General features: G+C 72.1%; 15 protein-coding genes and 2 pseudogenes. 13 read left to right on the top strand and 4 right to left on the bottom strand.

Annotation, left to right across the window (positions count from 1 at the left end; all coding sequences use genetic code 11):
• Positions 1 to 155: 155 nt before the first annotated feature.
• From CP973_RS23265 to CP973_RS23245, 5 genes are all read left to right on the top strand, one after another.
• A complete protein-coding gene (locus CP973_RS23265; protein ID WP_150244602.1) occupies positions 156 to 1,538 on the top strand; it encodes a glycosyltransferase in 1,383 nt (460 codons plus the stop codon).
• 53 nt (positions 1,539 to 1,591) lie between these two features.
• The gene (locus CP973_RS23260; RefSeq protein WP_150244599.1) at positions 1,592 to 2,650 is read left to right on the top strand and encodes a DegT/DnrJ/EryC1/StrS family aminotransferase; all 1,059 of its coding nucleotides are present in this window, start codon (positions 1,592 to 1,594) and stop codon (positions 2,648 to 2,650) included.
• 28 nt (positions 2,651 to 2,678) lie between these two features.
• Complete coding sequence (locus tag CP973_RS23255; protein WP_244409955.1) at positions 2,679 to 3,941, top strand: cytochrome P450; 1,263 nt, start codon at positions 2,679 to 2,681, stop codon at positions 3,939 to 3,941.
• A gap of 81 nt (positions 3,942 to 4,022) precedes the next feature.
• Positions 4,023 to 4,214, top strand: coding sequence for a ferredoxin (locus CP973_RS23250; RefSeq protein WP_150244596.1), 192 nt, complete (start codon positions 4,023 to 4,025; stop codon positions 4,212 to 4,214).
• 80 nt (positions 4,215 to 4,294) lie between these two features.
• Positions 4,295 to 9,526, top strand: a complete 5,232-nt coding sequence (locus CP973_RS23245; protein WP_150244592.1) for a type I polyketide synthase — start codon at positions 4,295 to 4,297, stop codon at positions 9,524 to 9,526.
• A gap of 103 nt (positions 9,527 to 9,629) precedes the next feature.
• Here CP973_RS23245 and ccrA read toward each other — a convergent pair whose 3' ends face one another.
• On the bottom strand, positions 9,630 to 10,976 hold the full coding sequence (gene ccrA, locus CP973_RS23240; RefSeq protein ID WP_150244589.1) for a crotonyl-CoA carboxylase/reductase: 1,347 nt from the start codon (positions 10,974 to 10,976) through the stop codon (positions 9,630 to 9,632).
• A gap of 672 nt (positions 10,977 to 11,648) precedes the next feature.
• On the opposite strand from ccrA, the gene CP973_RS23230 reads away from it, so the two are divergent.
• Both CP973_RS23230 and CP973_RS23225 read left to right on the top strand, forming a co-directional pair.
• Positions 11,649 to 12,392, top strand: coding sequence for a class I SAM-dependent methyltransferase (locus CP973_RS23230; protein ID WP_150244586.1), 744 nt, complete (start codon positions 11,649 to 11,651; stop codon positions 12,390 to 12,392).
• A gap of 299 nt (positions 12,393 to 12,691) precedes the next feature.
• Positions 12,692 to 13,453, top strand: a complete 762-nt coding sequence (locus CP973_RS23225; protein WP_150244584.1) for a DeoR/GlpR family DNA-binding transcription regulator — start codon at positions 12,692 to 12,694, stop codon at positions 13,451 to 13,453.
• A gap of 36 nt (positions 13,454 to 13,489) precedes the next feature.
• On the opposite strand, the gene CP973_RS23220 is transcribed toward CP973_RS23225, so the two are convergent.
• The gene (locus CP973_RS23220; RefSeq protein WP_244409953.1) at positions 13,490 to 14,065 is read right to left on the bottom strand and encodes a sigma-70 family RNA polymerase sigma factor; all 576 of its coding nucleotides are present in this window, start codon (positions 14,063 to 14,065) and stop codon (positions 13,490 to 13,492) included.
• Between the two features lie 474 nt (positions 14,066 to 14,539).
• Between CP973_RS23220 and CP973_RS23215 the strand changes: the two genes are divergently transcribed.
• From CP973_RS23215 to CP973_RS23205, 3 genes are read left to right on the top strand one after another with little or no spacing between them, the layout of a single operon-like run.
• Entirely contained in the window at positions 14,540 to 14,854 is a 315-nt protein-coding gene (locus CP973_RS23215) for a hypothetical protein (protein ID WP_150244583.1), read from the top strand.
• Positions 14,847 to 15,920, top strand: coding sequence for a polyprenyl synthetase family protein (locus tag CP973_RS23210; RefSeq protein ID WP_150244582.1), 1,074 nt, complete (start codon positions 14,847 to 14,849; stop codon positions 15,918 to 15,920). Before CP973_RS23215 ends, CP973_RS23210 begins: the two co-directional genes overlap by 8 nt.
• A gap of 22 nt (positions 15,921 to 15,942) precedes the next feature.
• Positions 15,943 to 17,139 carry an oxygenase MpaB family protein gene (locus CP973_RS23205; RefSeq protein ID WP_425282012.1) on the top strand — a complete coding sequence of 399 codons (1,197 nt, stop codon included), beginning with the start codon at positions 15,943 to 15,945 and terminating at the stop codon, positions 17,137 to 17,139.
• Between the two features lie 102 nt (positions 17,140 to 17,241).
• Here the strand turns inward: CP973_RS23205 and CP973_RS41070 are convergent, their stop codons facing one another.
• Positions 17,242 to 17,532, bottom strand: coding sequence for a hypothetical protein (locus CP973_RS41070; RefSeq protein WP_425282086.1), 291 nt, complete (start codon positions 17,530 to 17,532; stop codon positions 17,242 to 17,244).
• Positions 17,477 to 18,070, bottom strand: a pseudogene (locus CP973_RS41845) (helix-turn-helix transcriptional regulator); the annotation flags it as partial. The gene CP973_RS41070 and the pseudogene CP973_RS41845, both read right to left, overlap by 56 nt.
• A 319-nt stretch (positions 18,071 to 18,389) precedes the next feature.
• Here CP973_RS41845 and CP973_RS23195 point away from each other — a divergent pair.
• From CP973_RS23195 to CP973_RS23185, 3 genes and pseudogenes are all read left to right on the top strand, one after another.
• The gene (locus CP973_RS23195; RefSeq protein WP_150244581.1) at positions 18,390 to 19,418 is read left to right on the top strand and encodes an NAD(P)H-dependent flavin oxidoreductase; all 1,029 of its coding nucleotides are present in this window, start codon (positions 18,390 to 18,392) and stop codon (positions 19,416 to 19,418) included.
• A 46-nt stretch (positions 19,419 to 19,464) separates the two neighbouring features.
• A pseudogene (locus CP973_RS23190) lies at positions 19,465 to 20,126 on the top strand (SDR family NAD(P)-dependent oxidoreductase).
• Positions 20,127 to 20,301: 175 nt separating this feature from the next.
• Entirely contained in the window at positions 20,302 to 21,117 is an 816-nt protein-coding gene (locus CP973_RS23185; protein ID WP_244409952.1) for a bestrophin-like domain, read from the top strand.
• Positions 21,118 to 21,119: the final 2 nt, after the last annotated feature.

Below are 21,119 nucleotides of genomic sequence, written 5' to 3'. Positions count from 1 at the left end.
TCGCTGCTGTCCCGGAACCCACCGCCGCCCCGGACGACGCCGCTCAGCCTCTAAGGATTTTCCGGTGCGCGGCGTGAGATCAATGGAAGGTGCGGCCGGTCGATCCGCACGGGGTGTGCTCACCGAACCCTGTTCACCAGCGCGAAAGGGAATCCATGGAATCCGCCCGACGGCCGATCCTCTTCGTCAGTCTTCCGGAGGCCGGGCTGGCCAATCCGCTGCTCGTCCTGGCCGAGGAGCTCTCCCGCCGGGACGTGCCGGACCTCTGGTTCGCCACCGACGAGCCGCGGCGCGAGGACGTGAAGAAGATCTCGGTGGGATCCCCGGTGGAATTCGCCTCACTGGGCGAGGTCGTCTCCGAACTATCGGCCGTCACCTGGGACGACGAGGTGTACCGGGAAGTCACCCAGTCGTCGCGGTTCAAGGCGCACCGCGCGGTGATCCGGCACTCGTACGTGCCCGGCGTGCAGGAGGAGAAGTTCCAGAAGCTCGCGGCCGTCGTCGACGAGGTCCGGCCGGCGCTGATCGTCGTCGACTGCATCAGTTCGTTCGGCGTCGAGCTGGCCATGGCGCGGAAGATCCCGTTCGTGCTCAGTGTGCCGTTCACCCCGAGCAATGTGCTGACGGCTTTCACCCCCTTCGCCAAGGGCTACACCCCGCGGGACTTCCCCGTACCGCACACGGGCCTGCCGTATCCGATGAATTTCCCGCAGCGGATGCGCAACCTGCTCTTCAAACTGCGGACGTTCGCGATGTTCTGCACGCCCACGATGAGCAAGGTGCTGGCCGAGGACAGCCGGCGGCGCAAGGCGCACGGGCTCGGGCAGCTCAGCCCGATGGCGCGGATCGACCACGCCGACGTGGTGCTGTGCAATTCGATCCCCGAGCTGGACTATCCCTTCGACATCCCGGAGAAGTTCCGGATGGTCGGCGCGATGGTGCCGCCCCTGCCGGAGGCCTCGCAGGACGACGAACTGTCGCGGTGGCTGGACGGACAGTCCTCGGTCGTGTACGCGGGATTCGGAACCATCACCCGGCTCACCCGGGAACAGGTCCATTCCATGGTGGAGGTGGCCCGCCGGCTCCGGGGGCGGCACCAGATGCTGTGGAAACTGCCCTCGGAACAGCAGCACCTGCTGCCGCCGAAGGAATCCCTGCCGGACAATCTCCGCATCGAGAGCTGGGTCCCGTCACAGCTCGACGTCCTCGCGCACCCGAACGTGAAGCTGTTCTTCACCCACGCCGGCGGCAACGGCTACAACGAAGGCGTGTACTTCGGCAAGCCGCTCGTGGTACGGCCGCTGTGGGTGGACTGCTACGACCAGGCCGTGCGCGGCCACGACTTCGGCATCAGCCTGACCCTCGACCGGCCGCGGGACCTCGACGTCGACGATGTGCTCGACAAGCTCACCCGGGTGCTCGACACCCCTTCCTTCCGCGAGAACGCGGAGCGGCTCGGTGCCCTGCAGCGTGCGGCGGGCGGCCGTGGGACCGCTGCCGAGGTGATCCTCGGACACCCGGCCCTGGCCCGGGCGTAAGACCGCACGCATTTCTGTCCGTGGACCACGAAAAGGCAAGGAAGAGACAGCGGATGTCGTTCAAGTATCCCGTGTCCAGGCCCGCTCTGGAGGGCAACGAGCTGGCGTATCTGACCGGTGCCGTCGAGGACGGGTGGATATCGTCCCAGGGCCCGATGGTCGGGCGGTTCGAGCGTGCCTTCGCCGACTACAACGGCATCGCGCACGGCGTTTCCTGTTCCTCGGGGACGGCGGCGCTCACCCTCGCGCTGCGGGCGCTGGGCATCGGTCCGGGGGACGAGGTGATCGTGCCGGAATTCACGATGATCGCCTCCGCGTGGGCGGTCACGTACACCGGCGCCACGCCCGTGTTCGTGGACTGCGCGGACGACCTCAACATCGATGTCGCCCGTATCGAGGAGAAGATCACGGCGCGGACGAAGGCCGTGATGCCGGTGCACATCTACGGCCGCCGGTGCGACATGGACGCGGTGATGGACATCGCGTACCAGTACAACCTGCGGGTCGTGGAGGACAGCGCCGAAGCGCACGGCATCCGCCCGGTCGGTGACATCGCGTGCTATTCGCTGTTCGCCAACAAAATCATCACGGCGGGGGAGGGCGGCATCTGCCTCACCGACGATGCGAAACTCGCCGGGCAGCTGGCGCACCTGCGGGCCATGGCGTTCACGAAGGACCACAGCTTCCTGCACAAGAAAGTGGCCTACAACTACCGCATGACGGCCATGCAGGCCGCCGTCGCGCTGGCCCAGACCGAGCGCCTGGACGACATCCTCGAAGTGCGCCGCGGAATCGAGAAGCGCTACGACGAGGGGCTGGCCGATGTCCCCGGCATCACGCTGATGCCGCCGCGGGACGTGCTGTGGATGTACGACCTGCGCGCCGAACGCCGCGAGGAACTGCGGGAATTCCTGGCCGGGGAGTCCATCGAGACCCGGCTGTTCTTCAAGCCGATGAGCCGGCAGCCCATGTATTTCCACCCCGACTGGCCCTCGCTCAAGGCGAACGCCTTCGCCGAGGACGGACTGTACCTGCCCACCCACACCGGACTGACCGCCGCCGACCAGGACTTCGTGATCGACCGGGTCCGCGCGTTCTACGGCGCCGGCTGACGGCCCGCCCGAGAGGGGATCTCCACTCATGACGCACACCGAACCGGCCACGCAGGCCACCTGCCCGGTCACGGGGCGAACGGCCGCGGCCACGGACGCGGACGGGGCGACCGGGCACGGAACGGACCCGCTGGTCGTCGACTTCCCGCTGCGCGCGCCGGGCATACCCTTCCCGCCGCCCGAATACGCCGCATACCGCGACCGGGAAGGCCTGGTGCTCTCGCACCTGCCCGACGGCAAACGGGTGTGGCTGGTCACCCGGCACGAGGACGTGCGCGCCGTCCTGACCAACCCGGGCATCAGCTCCAACCCCGAACACGCGGGCTTCCCCAATGTCGGGGAGACGATCGGCGTACCCAAGCAGGACCAGGTTCCCGGCTGGTTCGTGGGCATGGACTCACCGGAACATGACCGGTTCCGCAAGGCCCTCATCCCGGAGTTCACCGTCCGGCGCGTCCGCGCGCTGAAGCCCGCGATCGAGCGCACCGTGGACGCGCAACTGGACGCGATGCTGGCCGCGGGCAACACCGCCGACCTCGTCGCCGACTTCACCCTGCCCGTGCCCTCCCTGGTGATCTCGGCGCTGCTCGGCGTGCCGCCCGCCGACCGCGAATTCTTCGAGTCCCGGACGCGGGTCCTGGTCTCCTTCCGCGCCTTCACCGACGAGGAGCGCACGGCCGCCGCCAAGGACCTCCTGCGGTACATCAACCGGCTGATCGACATCAAGCAGAAGTGGGGCGGCGACGACATCGTCACCCGGCTGCTGGCCACCGGCGCCATCGGTGCGCACGAGATGTCCGGCGTGCTGATGCTGCTGCTCATCGCCGGGCACGAGACCACGGCCAACAACATCGCGCTCGGTGTGGTCACCCTGCTGAAGAACCCCCAGTGGATCGGCGACGAGCGGGCCGTGGAGGAGACCCTGCGCTTCCACTCGGTCGCCGACCTGGTGTCCCTGCGCGTGGCCGTCGAGGACGTGGAGATCGCCGGGCAGCGCATCAAGGCGGGGGAGGGCATCGTGCCGCTGGTCGCCGCGGCCAATTACGACGAGAACCTCTTCCCGTGCCCCCATGCGTTCGACCCCTCCCGCTCCGCCCGGGGCCATGTGGCCTTCGGCTACGGCGTACACCAGTGCCTGGGGCAGAACCTGGTACGGGTCGAGATGGAAGTCGCCTACCGCAAGCTCTTCGAGCGCATTCCCAACCTCCGGCTCGACGTGCCCGAAGACGGGCTGAACATCAAGTACGACGGCGTGCTCTACGGCCTGCACGAGCTGCCCGTCCGCTGGTGACCGTACCCGGCCCCGCCCGCCCGGCGGCACGGCACCACCGGCCGCCGGGCGGCCCCCATCCACCGCAGGAGAGAAACCGAGATGCGTATCACCGTTGACCCCGACCGCTGCGTCGGGGCGGGCCAGTGCGTGCTGAACGCGCCCGCGATCTTCGACCAGGACGACGACGGGCTGGTCACCCTCATCGCCGAGCCCGGTGCCGACCAGGAGGCCACCGCCAAGCTGGCAGGCGCCCTGTGCCCGTCCCGGGCCATCACCGTGCACGAGGGCTGACGCCCGCCCGGGCAGGAGCTCGTGTCCGAACCCCGGCCCGCCCCCCAACCGATGAAAGTGCTCAAAGCGATCCGGGAGTGATGGTGCCCGTCCACACAGATGACTACGTGATCCAGCCGCCCACCGACGCGGCGGACCAACGGGGCGGCCACACGCTGCCCGAGGTGTTCGAGGCCGCCGCGGAGGCCGACCCCGACGCGGTGGCCCTCGTCGACGGGGACCGTTCGTGGACCTGGGCGCAGTGGCGGGCGGACGTCGGCGCGCTGGCCCGTGGCCTTCAGGAGTCGGGTGTCGAGCCCGGTGACGTGGTCGCGGTGCGGCTGCCGAACCGCTGGGAGTTCCCGACCCTGCACCTGGCCGTCGCGGCCGTCGGCGCCGTACTGCTGCCCATCCACCAGGGCACCCCGACCGCGGAGGTCCACGCGCTGCTGACCCGCGCGGAGCCCGTACTCCTCGTCCTGGCCGCTTCCGGGAGCGAGGACAGGGAAACGGCCCGCTCGCTTCTGGAGGGCGTGCCGACGCTGCGCGGCGTCCTGCTGGCCGGGGCGTCGGAGGCTGCGGGCGAGGAGCCGGGGATCGGGGCGCTGGACGGGCTGCTGGCGGCCTGGACGGGCAGCGAACCCCGGCAGGTGCGCCTGACCCCCGACATGCCGCTCGCCCTGATCCTCTCGTCCGGTACCACCTCGGCGCGGCCCAAGCTGTGCGTGCACACCCACGACGGACTGCTGGCGAACACCGCGGCCGTCGTGGCCGACGCCGCCGGCGCCTTCGACGGCACGGTCATGACCGCCTGCCCGATGACCCACCTGTTCGGGCTCCAGTCCCTGCACACGGCGCTGTTCGCCGCCCGGACGCAGGTCCTGCTCACCGGCTGGGACGCGGACCGCTTCCTGGCCCTGGCGCGGGAGCACGACCCCCGCGTCGTCTTCGCCGTACCCGCCCAACTGCGGGAAATCGTCGACCGGCTGGCCCGAACGGACGAGCCGGCGGGCTTCGCGCCGCACCAGGTGCGTACGGCGGGCGCCGCCCTCGCGCCCGCGCTCGCCGCACAGGTACGCGCCGCCCTCGACTGCGAACTCGTCGTGGTGTGGGGCATGTCCGAGATCGGCACCGGCACGCGGACCCGGGCCCACCACCCCGGCGGCAGCGTGGGAGAGCCGGTCGACGGTGCGCGCGTACGGGTCGTGGACGAGCGTGGCGAGGAGTGCGCGGCGGGGGCGACGGGCGAACTCCAGTACCGGGGCCCGGCGATGTTCCGCGGCTACTTCCGCGAGCCGGAGCTGACGCGCTCGGCCCTCACCGAGGACGGCTGGCTGCGCACCGGCGACATCGCCGCCGTCGACGCGGACGGCGTGGTCGCCTTGCACGGCCGGGCGGCCGAGGTGATCGCCACCGGGGGCCGGAAGTTCAGCGCCACCGAGGTCGAGAGCCTGCTCGCGGATCTCGCGGGCCTGGGCCCGCTGGCCGTTTCGGGCGCCCCGGACGACCGGCTCGGCGAGTACCCGTGCCTGGTCGTGACCGACCGCGCGGACCGGACGATCGGGCTGACCGAGGTGACCGCCTACCTGCGCAGGCTGGGGCTCGCCGACCACAAGATCCCCCTCGAACTGGTCACCGTCCGCGAGCTGCCCTTCACCCCGGCCGGGAAGCTCGACCGCCGGGCCCTCAAGGAACAGCTGCGCACCGGCCCGGAAGCGGCGCCCGTCGCGGCCCGCCTCGGCGCGGTCCCGCCGGACACGGCCGAGGAGGCGCTGGACCTCGTACGCGACTGCGTCGGCCAGATCCTCGGCGGCAGCGGCGCCCCGGCCGGCCCCACCCCGTCCGGTACGGACTTCCCCGACACCGAATTCCGCCGGCTCGGCCTCGACTCCGTCCTCGCGGTGCGGCTGCGGAACCTGCTGCGGGAGGAGACCGGGCTGTCCCTCCCGGTCACGCTGGCCTTCGACCACCCGACCCCGCGGGCCGTCGCGCACGTACTGGCCGCACCGGACGGGCCCGCCGCGGCGAAGGCGCCGGGAAAGACGCCGGAGGAGCCGCGGAGACGGCCGGCCGACGAGGCCGATCCGGTGGCGATCGTCGGCATGGCCTGCCGGCTGCCGGGCGGCGCCGACTCTCCCGACGCCCTCTGGGAGATGCTGGCCGGCGGAACCGACGCGATGCGCGCCTTCCCGGACGACCGCGGCTGGGACCTGGAGCGCCTCTTCGACGAGGACCCCGACCGCCCGGGCACCTGCTACGCACGCGAAGGCGGCTTCCTGCCCGACGCGGGCGGTTTCGACGCGGGCTTCTTCGGCCTGTCCGACCAGGAGGCGACGGCCACCGACCCGCAGCAGCGCCTGCTCCTGGAGGCGGCCTGGGAGACCTTCGAGCGCGCGGGCATCGACCCGGCGACCCTGAAGGGCACCCGTACGGGCGTGTTCACGGGCGCGATGGAGCGCGGCTACGGCGCCACCGCGTCCGGCGCGCCCGGCGAGTGGGAGAGCATGCTCGGCACCGGGACCGCCAACAGCGCGATCTCCGGCCGCATCGCCTACACCTACGGCCTCGAAGGCCCCGCGCTGACGGTCGACACCGCCTCCTCGTCCTCCCTCGTCGCCCTGCATCTGGCCTGCCGCTCCCTGCGGTCGGGCGAGACCGACCTGGCGCTGGCCGGCGGCGTCACCGTCATGGCGACCCCGGCGCCCTTCACGCACTTCGCCCGGCTGCGCGCGCTCGCCCCCGACTCGCGCGCCAAGGCGTACGCGGACACCGCGAACGGCTCCGCGTGGGCGGAGGGAGCGGGACTGCTGCTGCTGGAGCGGCTGAGCGACGCCCGCCGCAACGGACACCGCGTGCTGGCCCTCGTACGGGGCTCCGCCGTGAACCAGGACGGCGCCTCCAACGGGCTCACCGCCCCGAGCGGCCCCGCCCAGCAGCGCGTCATCCGCCAGGCCCTGGCCGACGCCGGGCTGGCGCCGCGGGACGTGGACGCGGTGGAGGGGCACGGCACCGGCACTCCGCTCGGCGACCCGATCGAGGCCCAGGCCCTGATGGCCACCTACGGCCGGGAGCGGCCGGAGGGACGGCCGCTGTGGCTCGGGTCGGTGAAGTCGAACCTGGGGCACACACAGGCCGCCGCCGGGGTCGTCGGGGTCATCAAGACGGTGCTCGCGCTGGGCCGCGGCATCCTGCCCAGGACGCTGCACGTGGCGGACCCCTCGACCAAGGTGGACTGGTCCGCCGGATCGGTACGGCTGCTGACCGAGCCGCGCTCCTGGCCACGGGAGAGCGGACACACGCGCCGGGCGGGAGTGTCGTCCTTCGGGCTCACCGGCACCAACGCGCACGTGATCCTGGAGGAGGCTCCGGGCGAGCAGCCGGAAGAGGCGCAGGGCGGGCACGGAACGGACCCGGCCGACGACACCGCCGTACCGTGGGTGCTGTCCGCCCGGAGCCGGACGGCGCTGCGCGCACAGGCCCGCCGCCTGGCCGAGCACGTGACCGCCCACCCCGGCCTGCGCACCCGGGACATCGCCCACGCCCTGGCCACCACCCGTACCCGGCACCGGCACCGGGCCGTCGTCAGCGCCTCCGACCGGGCCCGGATGCTGGCCGCGACGGCCGCGTTCGGGCGCGGGGAGCGGAGCGCGGAGGTCACCCCGCACGATTCCGCGCCGGGCGGCCTGGCCTTCGTCTTCTCCGGACAGGGCGGCCAGCACCCCGGCATGGGGCGCGCGGCGGCCGAGGCGTTCCCCGTCTTCGGGCAGGCGCTGCGCGAGGTGTGCGCCACCCTCGATCCGCTGCTGGCGCGGCCGCTGACCTCGGTGATGTGGGCGGACGCCGACTCCGACGAGGCCACGCTCCTGCACAACGCCGAGTACTCGCAGCCCTCGCTGTTCGCCGTCCAGGTCGCCCTCTACCGGCTGTACGAGTCCTGGGGCATGGCCCCGGACCTGCTGGCGGGCCATTCGGCCGGCGAGATCGCCGCTGCGCACGTGACCGGCATCCTCTCCCTCCAGGACGCCTGCACCCTGGTGGCGACCCGGGGCAGGCTGATCAGCTCGCTGCCGACCGGCGGCGCGACGGTGGCGGTGCGCATCTCGGAGGCCGAGGTGCGGGAGTGGCTCGCCGAGGACGCCTCGGGCTCCGTGTCGGTCGCGGCCGTCAACGGGCCGCACTCCCTCGTACTCTCCGGTGCCGAGGCACCGCTCATCGCCCTCACGGACCGGCTCCGCGCCGCCGGGCACAAGACCCACCGCATCCCCATGAGGGTCGCGGCCCACTCGCCGCTGATGGACCCCATTCTGGAGGAGTTCCGCGCGGTCGTGCGCACGCTGGCCTACGGCACGCCCACCGTCCCCCTCGTCTCCACCGTCACCGGCCGCCCGCTGACCGACGAGGAGGCGCGCGACCCGGACCACTGGGTACGGCACGTACGGCAGCCCGTGCGCTTCAAGGACGCGATCGACCGGCTCCGGGACGAGCGCGTCACCGGCTTCCTGGAGCTGGGCGCCGAGCCGCTGCTCACTCCCATGATCGACGAGTGCCTGGAGACGGCCGGCCCGCAGCAGGGGACCGCGGTGGTGCCGAGCCTGAGCTCCGGGGTACCGGACCGGCAGTCCCTGCTCTCCGCTGCCGCCCGGGTGCACGCCCACGGCGCACCCGTCGACTGGGACGCGGTGCTGCCCGGGGCCCGGCCCGCCGACCTGCCGACGTACGCGTTCCAGCGGCGGCGGTTCTGGCTGGCGGCGGGGCCGGTGGCGGCGGGTGCGGCTGCCGGGGGCGGTTTCGTGGGCGCCGCGATCGGCGCGGCCGCGCCGTCGGCCGACGCGGAGCCGTCCGGGCTGGAAGCCCGCCTGGCCGGTCTCGAAGACGCCGAACAGGACGCGTACGTACGCTCCCTGGTGCTCGCCGAGACCTCGGCCGTGCTCGGCGGCCAGGAGCCGCTCGACAACGAGGGCAACCACACGTTCAAGGAGATGGGCATCAACTCGGTGAACGCCGTCGAGCTCCGCAACCGCCTCATCGCGGCCACGGACGTACGGCTCCCCGCCACCCTCGTCTACGACCACCCCACGCCGAACGCGGTCGTCCGCCTCGTACGCGAACGCCTCGCGCCCGCGTCCACCGCCCCGCGCGATGTGAACACGGTCGTGGCCGAGCTGGAGTCCCTGCTCACCTCCGGCGCGGAGGTCCCGGCAGAAGCGGTGGCGCGGCTGAAGGCGATCACGGCAGGGCGCGACGGCGACACGGACACCGGCACCGGCGGGCCCCTGGACCTGACGTCGGCCAGCGACGAGGACCTGTTCCGGCTGATGGACGCGGAACGCTGACGGGTGGGTGCGGGTGCTTTCCGGGGCACCCGCACCCGCCTTCCACGACATCGGGGCCGGCCCCGTAAAGGGCCGGCCCCTCAACCGTCGTGCGTGGTGCGGGTCAGTCCTCCACCGTCCCGCGGAAGCGGTTGATGGCGTCGACGTGCCGCGCCCGGAACTCCGCGTCCCGTACGCCGAGGCCCTCTTCGGGCGCGAGCGCCAGAATGCCGACCTTGCCCTGGTGGAGATTGCGGTGCACGTCGTACGCCGCCTGCCCGGTCTCCCTCAGGTGATAGGTCCGGGACAGCGTCGGGTGGATCTTCCCCTTGGCGATCAGGCGGTTGGCCTCCCACGCCTCGCGGTAGTTGGCGAAGTGCGAGCCCACGATGCGCTTGAGCGACATCCACAGATAGCGGTTGTCGTACTGGTGCTGGTAGCCCGAGGTGGAGGCGCAGGTGACGATGGTGCCGCCCTTGCGCGTGACGAACACGCTGGCCCCGAACGTGTCGCGGCCCGGGTGCTCGAAAACGATGTCCACGTCCTCGCCGCCGGTCAGTTCGCGAATGCGCTTGCCGAACCGCTTCCACTCGCGCGGGTCCTGCGTCTGCTCGTCCTTCCAGAATGCGTACCCCTCGGCGTTACGGTCGATGACCGCCTCCGCGCCCATGGAACGGCAGATCTCCGCCTTCTGCTCGTTGGACACCACGCAGACGGGGGTGCCGCCACCGGCCAGCACCAACTGCGTCGCATACGAACCGAGCCCACCGCTCGCGCCCCAGATCAGCACATTGTCACCGACCTTCATGCCCGCGCCGTTGCGGGACACGAGCTGGCGGTACGCGGTGGAATTCACCAGTCCGGAGGCGGCCGCCTCCTCCCAGGTGAGATGTCCGGGCTTGGGCATCAGCTGATTGGACTTCACGAGCGCGAGTTCGGCGAGACCGCCGAAATTGGTCTCGAATCCCCAGATGCGCTGCTCGGGGTCGAGCATCGTGTCGCCGTGACCGTCCGCGCTCTCCAGCTCCACGGACAGGCAGTGCGCGACGACCTCGTCACCGGGCTTCCAGGCGGTGACGCCGGGGCCGGTGCGCAGGACGACGCCCGAGAGGTCGGAGCCGATGACGTGGTACGGCAGGTCGTGCCGCTTGGCGAGTTCGCTGCGCCGGCCGTACCGCTCCAGGAAACCGAACGTCGGCAGCGGCTCGAAGATCGAGGTCCAGACGCTGTTGTAGTTGACCGAGGAGGCCATGACGGCCACCAGAGCCTCGCCCGGGCCGAGTTCGGGCACGGCCACCTCGTCGAGGTGCAGCGACTTGCGGGGGTCCTTGTCGCACCCCGCGAGCCCCTCGAACATGTCGGTCTCGTCCTTGTGGACGGTGATCGCGCGGTACGACTCGGGCAGCGGCAGCGCCGCGAAGTCGGCAGCCGTGGTGTCCGGTGCCTGAATTGCGGTCAGTATTTCCTTCACGGGAGCCTCCGGAAAAGGCGAGTCGGTACATGCAGCGGTAAGGGTGAGGCGACTCCGGCCGCGTGATCACCATTTCCGTGCGTGAGGAGTCACTGTCTCCCCGTAATCCCCTCGGCATCTCCGGGGAACCCCGGAAAACCCGCCCGGCGGGAGCACGGAAAGACGGGCCAATCATGACCGGGAGGCTCTAGAAGAACGCCTAGTGTTCCCGCAGGTAAGCCGGTGGCCCGGTACGGCACGTTCCGAATCCCTCCTTACGGAAAACGGAATCCTCCGCACCTTTCCGCCCGGCCGGGCGTGCTCGGAGCGCGATGAGTCCCGCGTTCGCCGGACGGAATGCGCAGGCGTCGAAGCAGAACTTCCGCAGCGCGTCGTCGAAGCCGGCGTGCAGCCTTTCGCACTGCGCCGCCCGGGCGCCGCGGACGGCGGCGGCGACGAGTCCGGCACCGATCCCGGAGCGGCGCGCTGACGGGCTCGTGCCCGGCGCTCCGGGCCGTGAGGGGGCAGCCGGCCGGCCCGTACAGGAGACCAGGAAGCGAGCCCAATCTTCGTGGCTTCCGCCAGTACGCCCGTCCGCCGGGGTGCGGAGAGACTGCCCGCCACGGGCCGCCGCGTGCCCCGAGGACGGGAGCCGGGGCCCGGACATGACCGAGCGCACGAGAGGACGACACGGTGGGCGTGCAGCAGTACGACGAGATCGGTGAGGCGTTCGAGGGCTTCAAGTCCCTGCCGCTGGCGCTCTACGCGGAGGTGCCCGGCTTCCTGGCCATGGTCGGAGACGTACGCGGCAAGTCGGTCCTCGACCTGGCCTGCGGCACCGGCTTCTACAGCAGGGAGTTCAAGCGGCGCGGCGCCACGGACGTGCTGGGCATCGACATCTCGGGGGAGATGGTCGCCGCGGCCCGGAAAGCGGAGGAGCGCGATCCGCTGGGGGTGCGCTACGAGGTGGGCGATGTCGGCGAACTGCGGCCCCTGGGGCAGCGCTTCGACATCGCCACGGCGGTCCAGCTGCTCAACTACGCTGCGGACATCGCCGCCATGGAGCGGATGTGCCGCAACGTGCGCCGCAGCCTGGCGCCCGGCGCCGAGTTCTTCGTCCTCGCCCAGACGCCCGACTACCGCTTCGACGGGCCGTCCCCGCGCAAGTACGGCTTCCACACCGAACTGACCGGCGAGGAGGCCGAGGCCGGGCCGCGCGTGCGGACCACCGCGCTGCTCGACCCGCCGATCTCCTTCGTCAGCACCTGCCCGCGCCGCGAGGTCTACGAGACGTGCCTGCGGGCGGCCGGATTCGCCGACGTGACGTGGGTCCCGCTTGAGGTGTCCGACGCCGGCGTACGCGCATTCGGCGCCGACTACTGGGCCGACTTCCTCGCCAACCGCCCCCTGGAGATGCTGCGCTGCCGCGCCGCCTGACAGCCGGGCGGCTCGCGCCCTTCGGACCGCAAGTGGCCGTCCGTACGGGGCAAACGGGCACGCCCGGTTCGGGCCGCCCGGGCCCGACGCGGGCCGAACAGCGGCCCCGCCCGCACCGAAACGGGCACGATCGGGCACGTTGTGCGGTGCGACGGGCGTGGCCGGTAGGGCCGGATGCCGGTAAGAAGTGGGGTTCAGGACCGCACGGGGGAAGTCGGACAGGGATGACAGGGACCAGTTGAGCAGTCGGCGCGAGCGGAGCACGCCCGGTCGCCGGCGCCCGGGACCGGGGGTGCGCAGTGGAGGCCGAGGAACGCCGGCGCCGCATCGTGGAGACCGCCCGCGAGGCGGGATCGGTGGACGTCGGCAAGCTCGCCGCCGATCTCGGGGTGGCCAAGGAGACCGTACGGCGGGACCTGCGGGTGCTGGAGGAGCACGGACTGGTGCGGCGTACGCACGGAGGCGCCTACCCGGTGGAGAGCGCGGGCTACGAGTCCACCCTGGCGTTCCGGACCACCATGCACCCGTCGGAGAAGATCCGGATCGCGGCCGCCGCGGCGTCGATGCTCAGCGACGCGGAGAGCGTCTTCATCGACGAGGGCTACACCCCGCAGCTCATCGCCGCCGCGCTGCCGGCCGACCGCCCCCTCACCGTGCTCACCGCCTCCCTGGCCACCGCGGCGCTGCTGGCCGCCCGGGCCAACGTCACCGTGGTGCTGCTGGGCGGCCGGGTGCGCGGCGCCACCGTGGCCACGGCCGACCACTGGGCGGCGGGCATGCTGTCCGAGTTCGTCGTCGACCTGGCGTACATCGGCGCCAACGGCATCTCCCGGGAGTACGGCCTGACCACCCCCGACCCGGCGGTGAGCCAGGTCAAACGGCAGGCCGTACGGGTGTCGCGGCGCCGCATCTTCTCCGGGGTGCACGCCAAGTTCGGCGCGGTGAGCCTGTGCCGCTTCGCCGAGCCGGCGGATTTCGAGGCCATCGTCACCGACACCCGGCTGCCACAGGGCGAAGCCCACCGCTACTCGCTGCTGGGCCCGCAGGTTGTGCGCGTGTGACGGCGCGCCGCGCCCGCGACCGGGAGCGACCGCCGGTCAGGCGGCGGTCAGGCCGCGGCTGCTGAGCCCGTCGCGCAGCGCGCGCATCGCGTAGTACACCCGCGATTTGACCGTACCGGGCGGCACCCCCAGCAACTCCGCGGTCTGCGCGAGGCTGCGGCCCATGAAGTACACGTGCACCAGCACCTCGCGGTGGTTCGGCGTCAGCTCCCGTAGCGCGTCGACCACCACCCGCCGGGTCAGGGCGCGGTCGGTCCCGTCGGGCACGGGCGAGACGGGCAACTCCGCGACGCCGACCTCGGCGGGCCGGGCCCGGCGCGCGCGGTAACCGTCGATGACCAGGTTGCGGACCACGGTGAACGGCCAGGGGCGCAGCGCGTTCGTCGTGGGATCGAGGGCATCGGCGCGCTGCCAGGCGCGGAACGCCACCTCCTGCAAGATGTCCTCCGCACGGTGCCGGTCGCCGTCCAGCAGCCGGGCCGCGAAGCCCAGCAGGACCGCCCCGTGCCGTTCGTAGAAGGCATTCAGGAACTCCTCGGCCTGCTGCGCCGAACGGCCCGGTACGGTACGGGAATCCATGGTGAGCCGGGCCGGCGGCAGCGGTGTCTCCACGGTGTGACTCCTCACGATCACGTGCTGTGAGCTGGGGCGTTGGCCCTGGGCGCGGGGCAGACGCACCACTGAAGACGTTGTATCGCCGGGGGAGCGGTACCGGGGCGCCCGTGTGGGCGGGCGGCGTGACCGAGTTGGCGGGACCGCCCGCGTCCGCTTCGCACGCCGACGTGCCATCCGGCGGACCGGGCGAGCGAGGCGGTGCCCGGAGCACGCGCCCCGGTGTCCGCCGTGCCCGTACCGCTGCCCGCTTCCCGCCCGTACGGGCACCGGGTCGGCCGGGTCCATGGTCCCCGCGGCCGGGTGGCCCCCGGCGGCAGGCCGATGATGCCCGAACAGTGGGCCGATCATCACTCTTTCGCAGGAAACGATGATCTCGCACGGGGGACGGGGCGCCCAAAGCCCGCTCCGCCACGGCGCCGGCCGGTTCACTGGAAGCTCCCCGCAGGACTCCCTCGCACAGGAGCACCGGACATGTCTGAACAGGCACAACAACGCGACACCGCGCCCCTCGGCGCAGCCGTGCCGAACGCCGCGGCCGGACTGGAACAAGCCCTCCTGCTCGCGGTCGGCGTCGCCGACCTCGTGCTCGATCACGTACGTCAGGCCGCCGAGCGCGGCCAAGGTCTGCTGCGCCGCTCCGATCTGCGGGAAATCCTCGCCGACGGCGTCGGCGAACTGCGCACCCGCGGCGAGCTGGCCACCCGGCGCATCACCCCGGACACCGACAACTACCTGGAGCTGATGGCCTGCCGGGCCGTGCAGCGGGCCGGCCGGCCGCATGAGTGACACGGGGGAGCTCAAGAAGAGAATCGATACGTGCCTGCGCCGGCTGGTCGACGAGGAGGAAGCCGAACTGCTCCGCGTCTCCGGTGAACTGGCGCCGCTGTGCCGCCAGTTGCGTGCCTCGCTGACGCGCGGCAAGCGGTTGCGCGCCGCCTTCCTGTACTGGGGCTGGCGGGCCGCCGGCCAGCCGGACTGCGAGGGCGTCGTCAAGGCCGCGGCCGCCATGGAACTGGTGCACGCCGCCGCGTGCACCCACGACGACATCATCGACGACAGCCGCCTGCGGCACGGCGCCCCGACGGCCCATGCCGCCTTCGCGGAGAGCGGTGCCGGCACCTGGGGCGGCACGTCCGGAGTGCCCCACGAGACGCGCCGGGAACGCTCCGCCGCGCTGGCCATGATGCTCGGCGACCTGCTGATGGGATACGCCGGACAGGTCTTCGCCACTTGCGGCCTGCCCGGGGCGTATGTGGCGCGGACGGTGCCCCTGTGGTCGTCGCTGCTGCGCGAGACCATCGCGGGCGAATTCCTGGAGGTCCTGCGGACGGGAGGCGTCGTGCCCAAAGTCGCCGAATCACTGGAGGTGGCCCGCTACAAAACGGCCAAGTACACCGTGGAGCGGCCCCTCCACATGGGCGCGACGCTCGGCGGCGCGTCCCCGAAGGTGCTCGCCGCCTTCACCGCGTACGGAATGCCGCTGGGCGAGGCGTTCCAACTCCGCGACGACCTGCTGGGCGTCTTCGGCGACCCGGCCGAGACGGGCAAGTCGAACCTCGACGACCTGCGGGACAAGAAGCCCACCGCGCTGCTGGCGGTGACCGCCTCGCTGCTGTCCGCGGATGAGGGGCGGCAGCTGCGGGAGGCGCTGGGCAAACCCGCGCTGGACGAGGCCGACGCCGCACGCGTACGGCAGTGGATGGAGCGCAGCGGCGCCCGCCGGCGCATCGAGGACATGATCCAGGAGCGGATCGCGGGGGCCCGCGCGGCACTGGACTCCGTGGCGCTGCCCCCGGAGGTCCGCACGGCGCTCGGCACGCTCGCGGACTCGGCGACCAACCGGTCCCTGTGACAGCACGAGAAACGAGGAGCCTGTGACCACCGAGACCACCGAGACCACCGTGCGGTACACCGACACCACACTGGACGAACTGCGCGGGCAAGGCGATCCGCTCGCCGACGCAACCGTCGCGGCCATGTTCGAGCGCGGAGAGGTACGCGACTTCAACACCCTCATGCGCTTCTTCACCACCGCCGGCAACAAGCTGCCGCAAGGGCTGCCGCCCTCGGTGGCCTCCTACCTGGAAGCGACCGGCATGCCGCCCAAGTGGGTGGACTGGGACATCATGGAGCGCGCGCGGCTGTTCTTCATGGACAACGCCGCGCACATCAACACGGGGCTCTCCTTCGCGGCCATGCCCGCCACCTACGCCGTACCGCGCGTCGCGAAACTGCTCGCCTCGACGCACTCCATGGACTACCCCTCGCGCCGGATGGCGAACACGGGCCAGTTCGTCACGTACCTGATGCGCACCAACGCCTTCGAGGAAGGCAGCAAGTTCATCCCGGCCGCCCAGAAGGTCCGCCTGCTGCACGCCGCGGTGCGCCGCCACCTGACCACATCGGGCCGCTGGGACACGGAGCGCGACGGCACACCGCTGTGCCAGGAAGACATGATCGGCGGGCAGATCTGCTTCTCGATCCTGGTACTGGACGCGATGCACCGCCTCGGCATCCACATGAGCGAGGAAGGAGCGGAGGCGTACTACTACGCCTGGCGTGTCGTCGGGGCGATGCTGGGCTGCGACACGGCGGCCGCCCCGAAGAACCTCACTGAGGCTCGCGCGTACGCCGACACCTACCTCACCCGCAACCTGGGGCCGTCCGAGGACGGGGTGCGGCTGAACGACCAGCTGATGCGGATGTACGAGGACGTCGTCCCCGGCACCCTCTTCGACCCGATCGTGCCGGCCACCATCCGCTTCCTGGTGGGCCCGACCATCGCCGACTGGCTCCGGATCCCCCGCAGCCCCTGGGACACGGCGGCCAAGGCCGTACCCGTCCTCCTCGGCGTACTGGAGACCATCGAGGACAGCAGCCCGCTGGGCGAGTGGGCCCTCGACAAGGCGGGCAGCCTCCTCACCGCCTTCGAGCTGGGCTCCCTCACCCGCGGCCGGGTCATGCAGTACGCGATCCCGGAGGAACTGAAGACGGACTTCGGGGTGCGCTCGCAGCAGCGCCGCAACCAGCGCTGGGTGCCGCCTGCTCCGACGGTGGTGGGGGTGGACTGACGCCACCGGCGGATTCCGGGGAGCGGGTCCGCACCGGAACGGCGCTCGGCTGCCGAGCGCCGTTCCGTCGTGCGCCGGGCCGGGGAGCCGGGCCCCGCTCCCTCACCGAGTGGCGTCACGGCCCCCGGCCAGCCGCAGCGTCACGAGAGCCGCCACCCCGGCGGTGATGCCGAAGGTGAGGGCGGCGGGCACCCCTTCACCGAGTTTCGAGAACAGGTGCGCAGGCCCCCATATCCCGACGGTGCCGTCCGTCGCCGCATGCAGCAGTTGTCCGGCCAGCAGCCCCAGCACGGTCGTGCAGACCGCGCCCACCGCCATCGCCGGCACCGTGACCCGGGTGAGCAGACCGGGCAGCAGCCGCAGTCCCCACCAGACCACACCCAGCACGAGCATGTGTGCGTTCGGAGTACGACAGCTTGCCGGCGATCTCCGTGGTGTCGAGCCCCTCGGCCACCAGCCGTACGACATCCACCTCGCGCGGCGTCAGCCCCGGGGAACGACGCCGGATGGTCGCCGCCCCGGTGCAGGCGCCCCACCTGGCTGATCAGCCGGCCCAGCAGGCCGGCGGGCAGATCGCCGCCGCCCTCGGCCGCGGTCAGCACCGCCTGCACCAGCCGGTGCGCGGTGGCCTCGCGGCGCCAGACGATGGCCCCCGCGCCGCACTCGATGACGTCCAGCAGCTCGTTCTCCCGGATCGTCCCCACGACGAGGACCACCCGCACATCTCCGCCGCGCACGACCCGCCGCAGCCGGGCGAGCGCGCTCTCGTCGAGGACGTCCTCGACGAGCACGACCACGGAGGCGGACCCGGAGTCCGCGCAGAGGTCGACCTCCGGGTGGCGGCCCAGCTGACCGACGCCCCCTCGTGGCTGTTCGGGTCGGGTGCGGTGACCGCCACCCGCACCCGGCCCACGGTGGGCACGGGAGCCATGACGGCCGGATGCGTGCTGGGCAAGCGCTTTCCTCTTCCCTGTCCGGTACGTGACTGTGCCGTCGACCATGCCGCCGGGAAGGGCGGTGCCGCGTCGGCGAGAACCACGTAGGCGCAGTCCTACGTAACAGAGGGACACACCGCCGGGCCGGGACCGGCCGACGAAGCGGCCGTGTCCGCGCTTCTCCGCACCGGCCCCTGGCTCCGTACCGGCCCCTGGCCCCGTACCGGCCCCGGTGGGAACCTGCCGGATGGGGCGATGCTCCCTCATCGGGGGCGTGGGGCATCCGCTTTCCCGAAGGCAGGAGGGGGAGCCGTCATGGAGGCGCTGTCCAACAGGTTCACCGAAAGGTTCGCCGTTCCCTACCCGTTCGCCTGCGCCGGTATGGCCTTCGCGGGCGGGACCGCCGAGCTGGCGGTCGCCGTCACCGCCGCGGGCGGCATCGGCGCGGTGGGGGCCGCGCTCATGCACCCGGACCACCTGCGGCAGCTCATCCACGAGATCCGCGCGGGCGTGGGGGAAGCACCGTTCAACGTCAATCTGGTCACGTACTTCGACAACGCCGAGCACGTCCGCGTCTGCGCCGAGGAGCGGGTGCCGATCGTCTCGTACCACTGGGGGCATCCGCCGGCCGGGCAGATCGAGCGGCTGCGGGCGGCCGGGGTGTCGGTGTGGGAACAGGTCGGCTCCGCTGAGGCGGCCGGGCGCGCCGTGGCGGACGGGGTGGAGGTCGTCGTCGCCCAGGGCTGGGAGGCGGGCGGGCACAACTACGGCGGCCTGCCCACCATGGTCGGTGTGCCCGCCGTCGTGGACGCCGTGGGGGAGCGGGCGTTGGTCCTGGCCGCGGGCGGCATCACCGACGGGCGCCAGGTGGCGGCGGCCCTGTGCCTGGGCGCCGACGGCGTATGGGTGGGCACCCGGCTGCTCGCCTCGCCGCAGGCGCGGGTGCACCCCGAACATCACCGCCGCCTGGTCGCCTCCCGGGGCGAGGACACGGTCCGTACGGCGGTGTTCGGCCCGGAATGGCCGGACTTCAACCCGATGCGGGTGCAGCGCGACCGTGTGGTGTCCGAGTGGCACGACCGGCCGGACCAGGTGCCGGCCGACCGCCACGCCCTGGAGGAGATCGGCGTCACGGTCTTCCAGGGCGAACGGATGGTGCTGCGCAAGTTCAACGTGTTCCCGCCGGTGCCGGAGACGGAGGGCGACTGGGAGGAGATGCCCTGGCTGATGGGGCAGGGCGTCGGCCTCGTCCACACCGTGCGCCCCGCCGGGGACATCGTCCGGGAGATGATGGACGGGGCCGAGCGGGTCCTGGGCCGGTTCCGGGCCGAAGGCGCGCCATGACCGCGCGGGACCGGAAGACCGCCTCGTCACCGGGGCGTCGCAGGGCATCGGCGCCGCGCTGGCGGCCGCCCGCCGTGCGCTCGGATAGGGCGTGGTGCCCACCTCGCGCACCATCGCCGCGCCCCGGTCCCCGGACGTCATCGCCGTCCGCGGCGACATCGCCGACCCCACGACCGCCGAACGGATCGTCCCCTCGGGCGTGCGGCGGTTCTGCCGGATCGACACCCTGGTCAACAACGCGGGCGTCTTCCTCGCCAAGCCGTTCACCGACTGCACCCCGGAGGATTTCGCCTCGGTGATCGGGGTGGATGTGAGCGGCTTCTCCCACCTCACCCGGTCGGTCGTCCGGCACATGCTCGGCCGGGGCGGCGGCCACATCGTCACCCTCACCTCCGGCCTGGTCGACATCGCCGACGCCCGCGTGCCCTCCGTACTCACCTCGCTGACCAAGGGTGGCCGGCATTCCGCCACCAAGGCGGTGGCCATCGAGTACGCGACGTGGGGCATCCGCGTCAACGCCGTCTCGCCGGGCGTCATCAGGACCCCGATGCACCGGGCGGAGGAGCCCGAGGCCTGAGCGGCCTGCTCCCGGCCGGCCGGCTCGGCGCGCCCGGCGACATCGCCGACGCGGTGCTGTACCTGGAGAACGCCCCGTTCGTCACCGGGGAGATCCTCCAGGTGGACGGCGGCCAGAGCGCCGGGCGCTGACCCACGGCCCGGTGCCTCCAGGCGGCGCAGGGACGCCGCTCGTACGGGTGGCCTGGCGGGCGATCCCGTATGCCGGTCCCGCCACCAGGCAAAGGCACCGGGACAGAGTCCGCCGGCGTCGGGCCCCGCCCCCGCTCCCGGAGACGCACTCACGACCGTCACCATCGTGGTGGCCGTGGCCGCCCTGCTCCTCGGCCTGGTCGCCCACCACTTCCTGCGCCGCCACGACACCGACGCCGACGACGAAGGCCTGTCGGTACGGGACCTGACCAGCCCGGTACAGACCCTGACCGTACTAATTCTCGCCTTCGTCCTGGCCACCGCGGCCGGCTCCTGCAACAGAGCCGAGGAGAACGAGGCCAACGCGGTCGACCACCTGGAGGAGACGGCGGACTTCCTCCCCAACGCCGCACAACGCCGCCGGGTGCAGGCCGACGTCATCTGCTACACCCGCGCCGTACGTCACTACGAATGGCCGACCACGGCCCACGGCCAGGGCTCTCCGGCGCCCAGCGTCTGGACCGCCGACCTGCGTGCCGCCTTCAAGGACATCGGCACGGACCAGGGCGTCTTTGGCATGCTCCTGGGGGCGGACGACACCCGGGCCAAGGCCCGCCAGGCACGGCTGACGGAGTCGACCGCGGCGGTTCCCGCGTCGATCTACTGGTGCATGCTCGTCCTGCTCTCCATCACCGTCATCTCCCTGTGCCTGTGCATCCCCAGACGCCGCAACCGGCCCCAGCTCGCCACCCTGGCCATGGCGACCGCCCTGCTGACCACCACCCTGCTGCTCGTCCACGACGCCGAGTGGCCCTTCGGCGGAACCATCTCCGTTCCCTCCACCGCCATCGCCGACGTAGAGCACCAGGCCACCCGCGATTTCCACGCCGAAGCCCCCGGCGCCGACCTGCCCTGCGACGCCGACGGCCGCAAGCCGAGCGGCAACGCCCGAAGCGGCGAGCGAGCAGGCCGGATGTGGCCGGGGGCTTGATC

The organism is Streptomyces albofaciens JCM 4342, from assembly GCF_008634025.1.
GTDB lineage: Bacteria > Actinomycetota > Actinomycetes > Streptomycetales > Streptomycetaceae > Streptomyces > Streptomyces albofaciens.
The sequence above is the reverse complement of the archived record's forward strand: the minus strand, read 5'-3'. Positions and strand labels throughout refer to the sequence as shown.

Excerpts from the sequence above, each read along its gene's own strand:
- CP973_RS23265 (WP_150244602.1), top strand. The coding sequence starts at position 156 with ATGGAATCCGCCCGACGGCCGATCCTCTTCGTCAGTCTTCCGGAGGCC.
- CP973_RS23260 (WP_150244599.1), top strand. The coding sequence starts at position 1,592 with ATGTCGTTCAAGTATCCCGTGTCCAGGCCCGCTCTGGAGGGCAACGAG.
- CP973_RS23255 (WP_244409955.1), top strand. The coding sequence starts at position 2,679 with ATGACGCACACCGAACCGGCCACGCAGGCCACCTGCCCGGTCACGGGG.
- CP973_RS23250 (WP_150244596.1), top strand. The coding sequence starts at position 4,023 with ATGCGTATCACCGTTGACCCCGACCGCTGCGTCGGGGCGGGCCAGTGC.
- CP973_RS23245 (WP_150244592.1), top strand. The coding sequence starts at position 4,295 with ATGGTGCCCGTCCACACAGATGACTACGTGATCCAGCCGCCCACCGAC.
- CP973_RS23215 (WP_150244583.1), top strand. The coding sequence starts at position 14,540 with ATGTCTGAACAGGCACAACAACGCGACACCGCGCCCCTCGGCGCAGCC.
- CP973_RS23210 (WP_150244582.1), top strand. The coding sequence starts at position 14,847 with ATGAGTGACACGGGGGAGCTCAAGAAGAGAATCGATACGTGCCTGCGC.
- CP973_RS41070 (WP_425282086.1), bottom strand. The coding sequence starts at position 17,532 with ATGCTCGTGCTGGGTGTGGTCTGGTGGGGACTGCGGCTGCTGCCCGGT.
- CP973_RS23195 (WP_150244581.1), top strand. The coding sequence starts at position 18,390 with ATGGAGGCGCTGTCCAACAGGTTCACCGAAAGGTTCGCCGTTCCCTAC.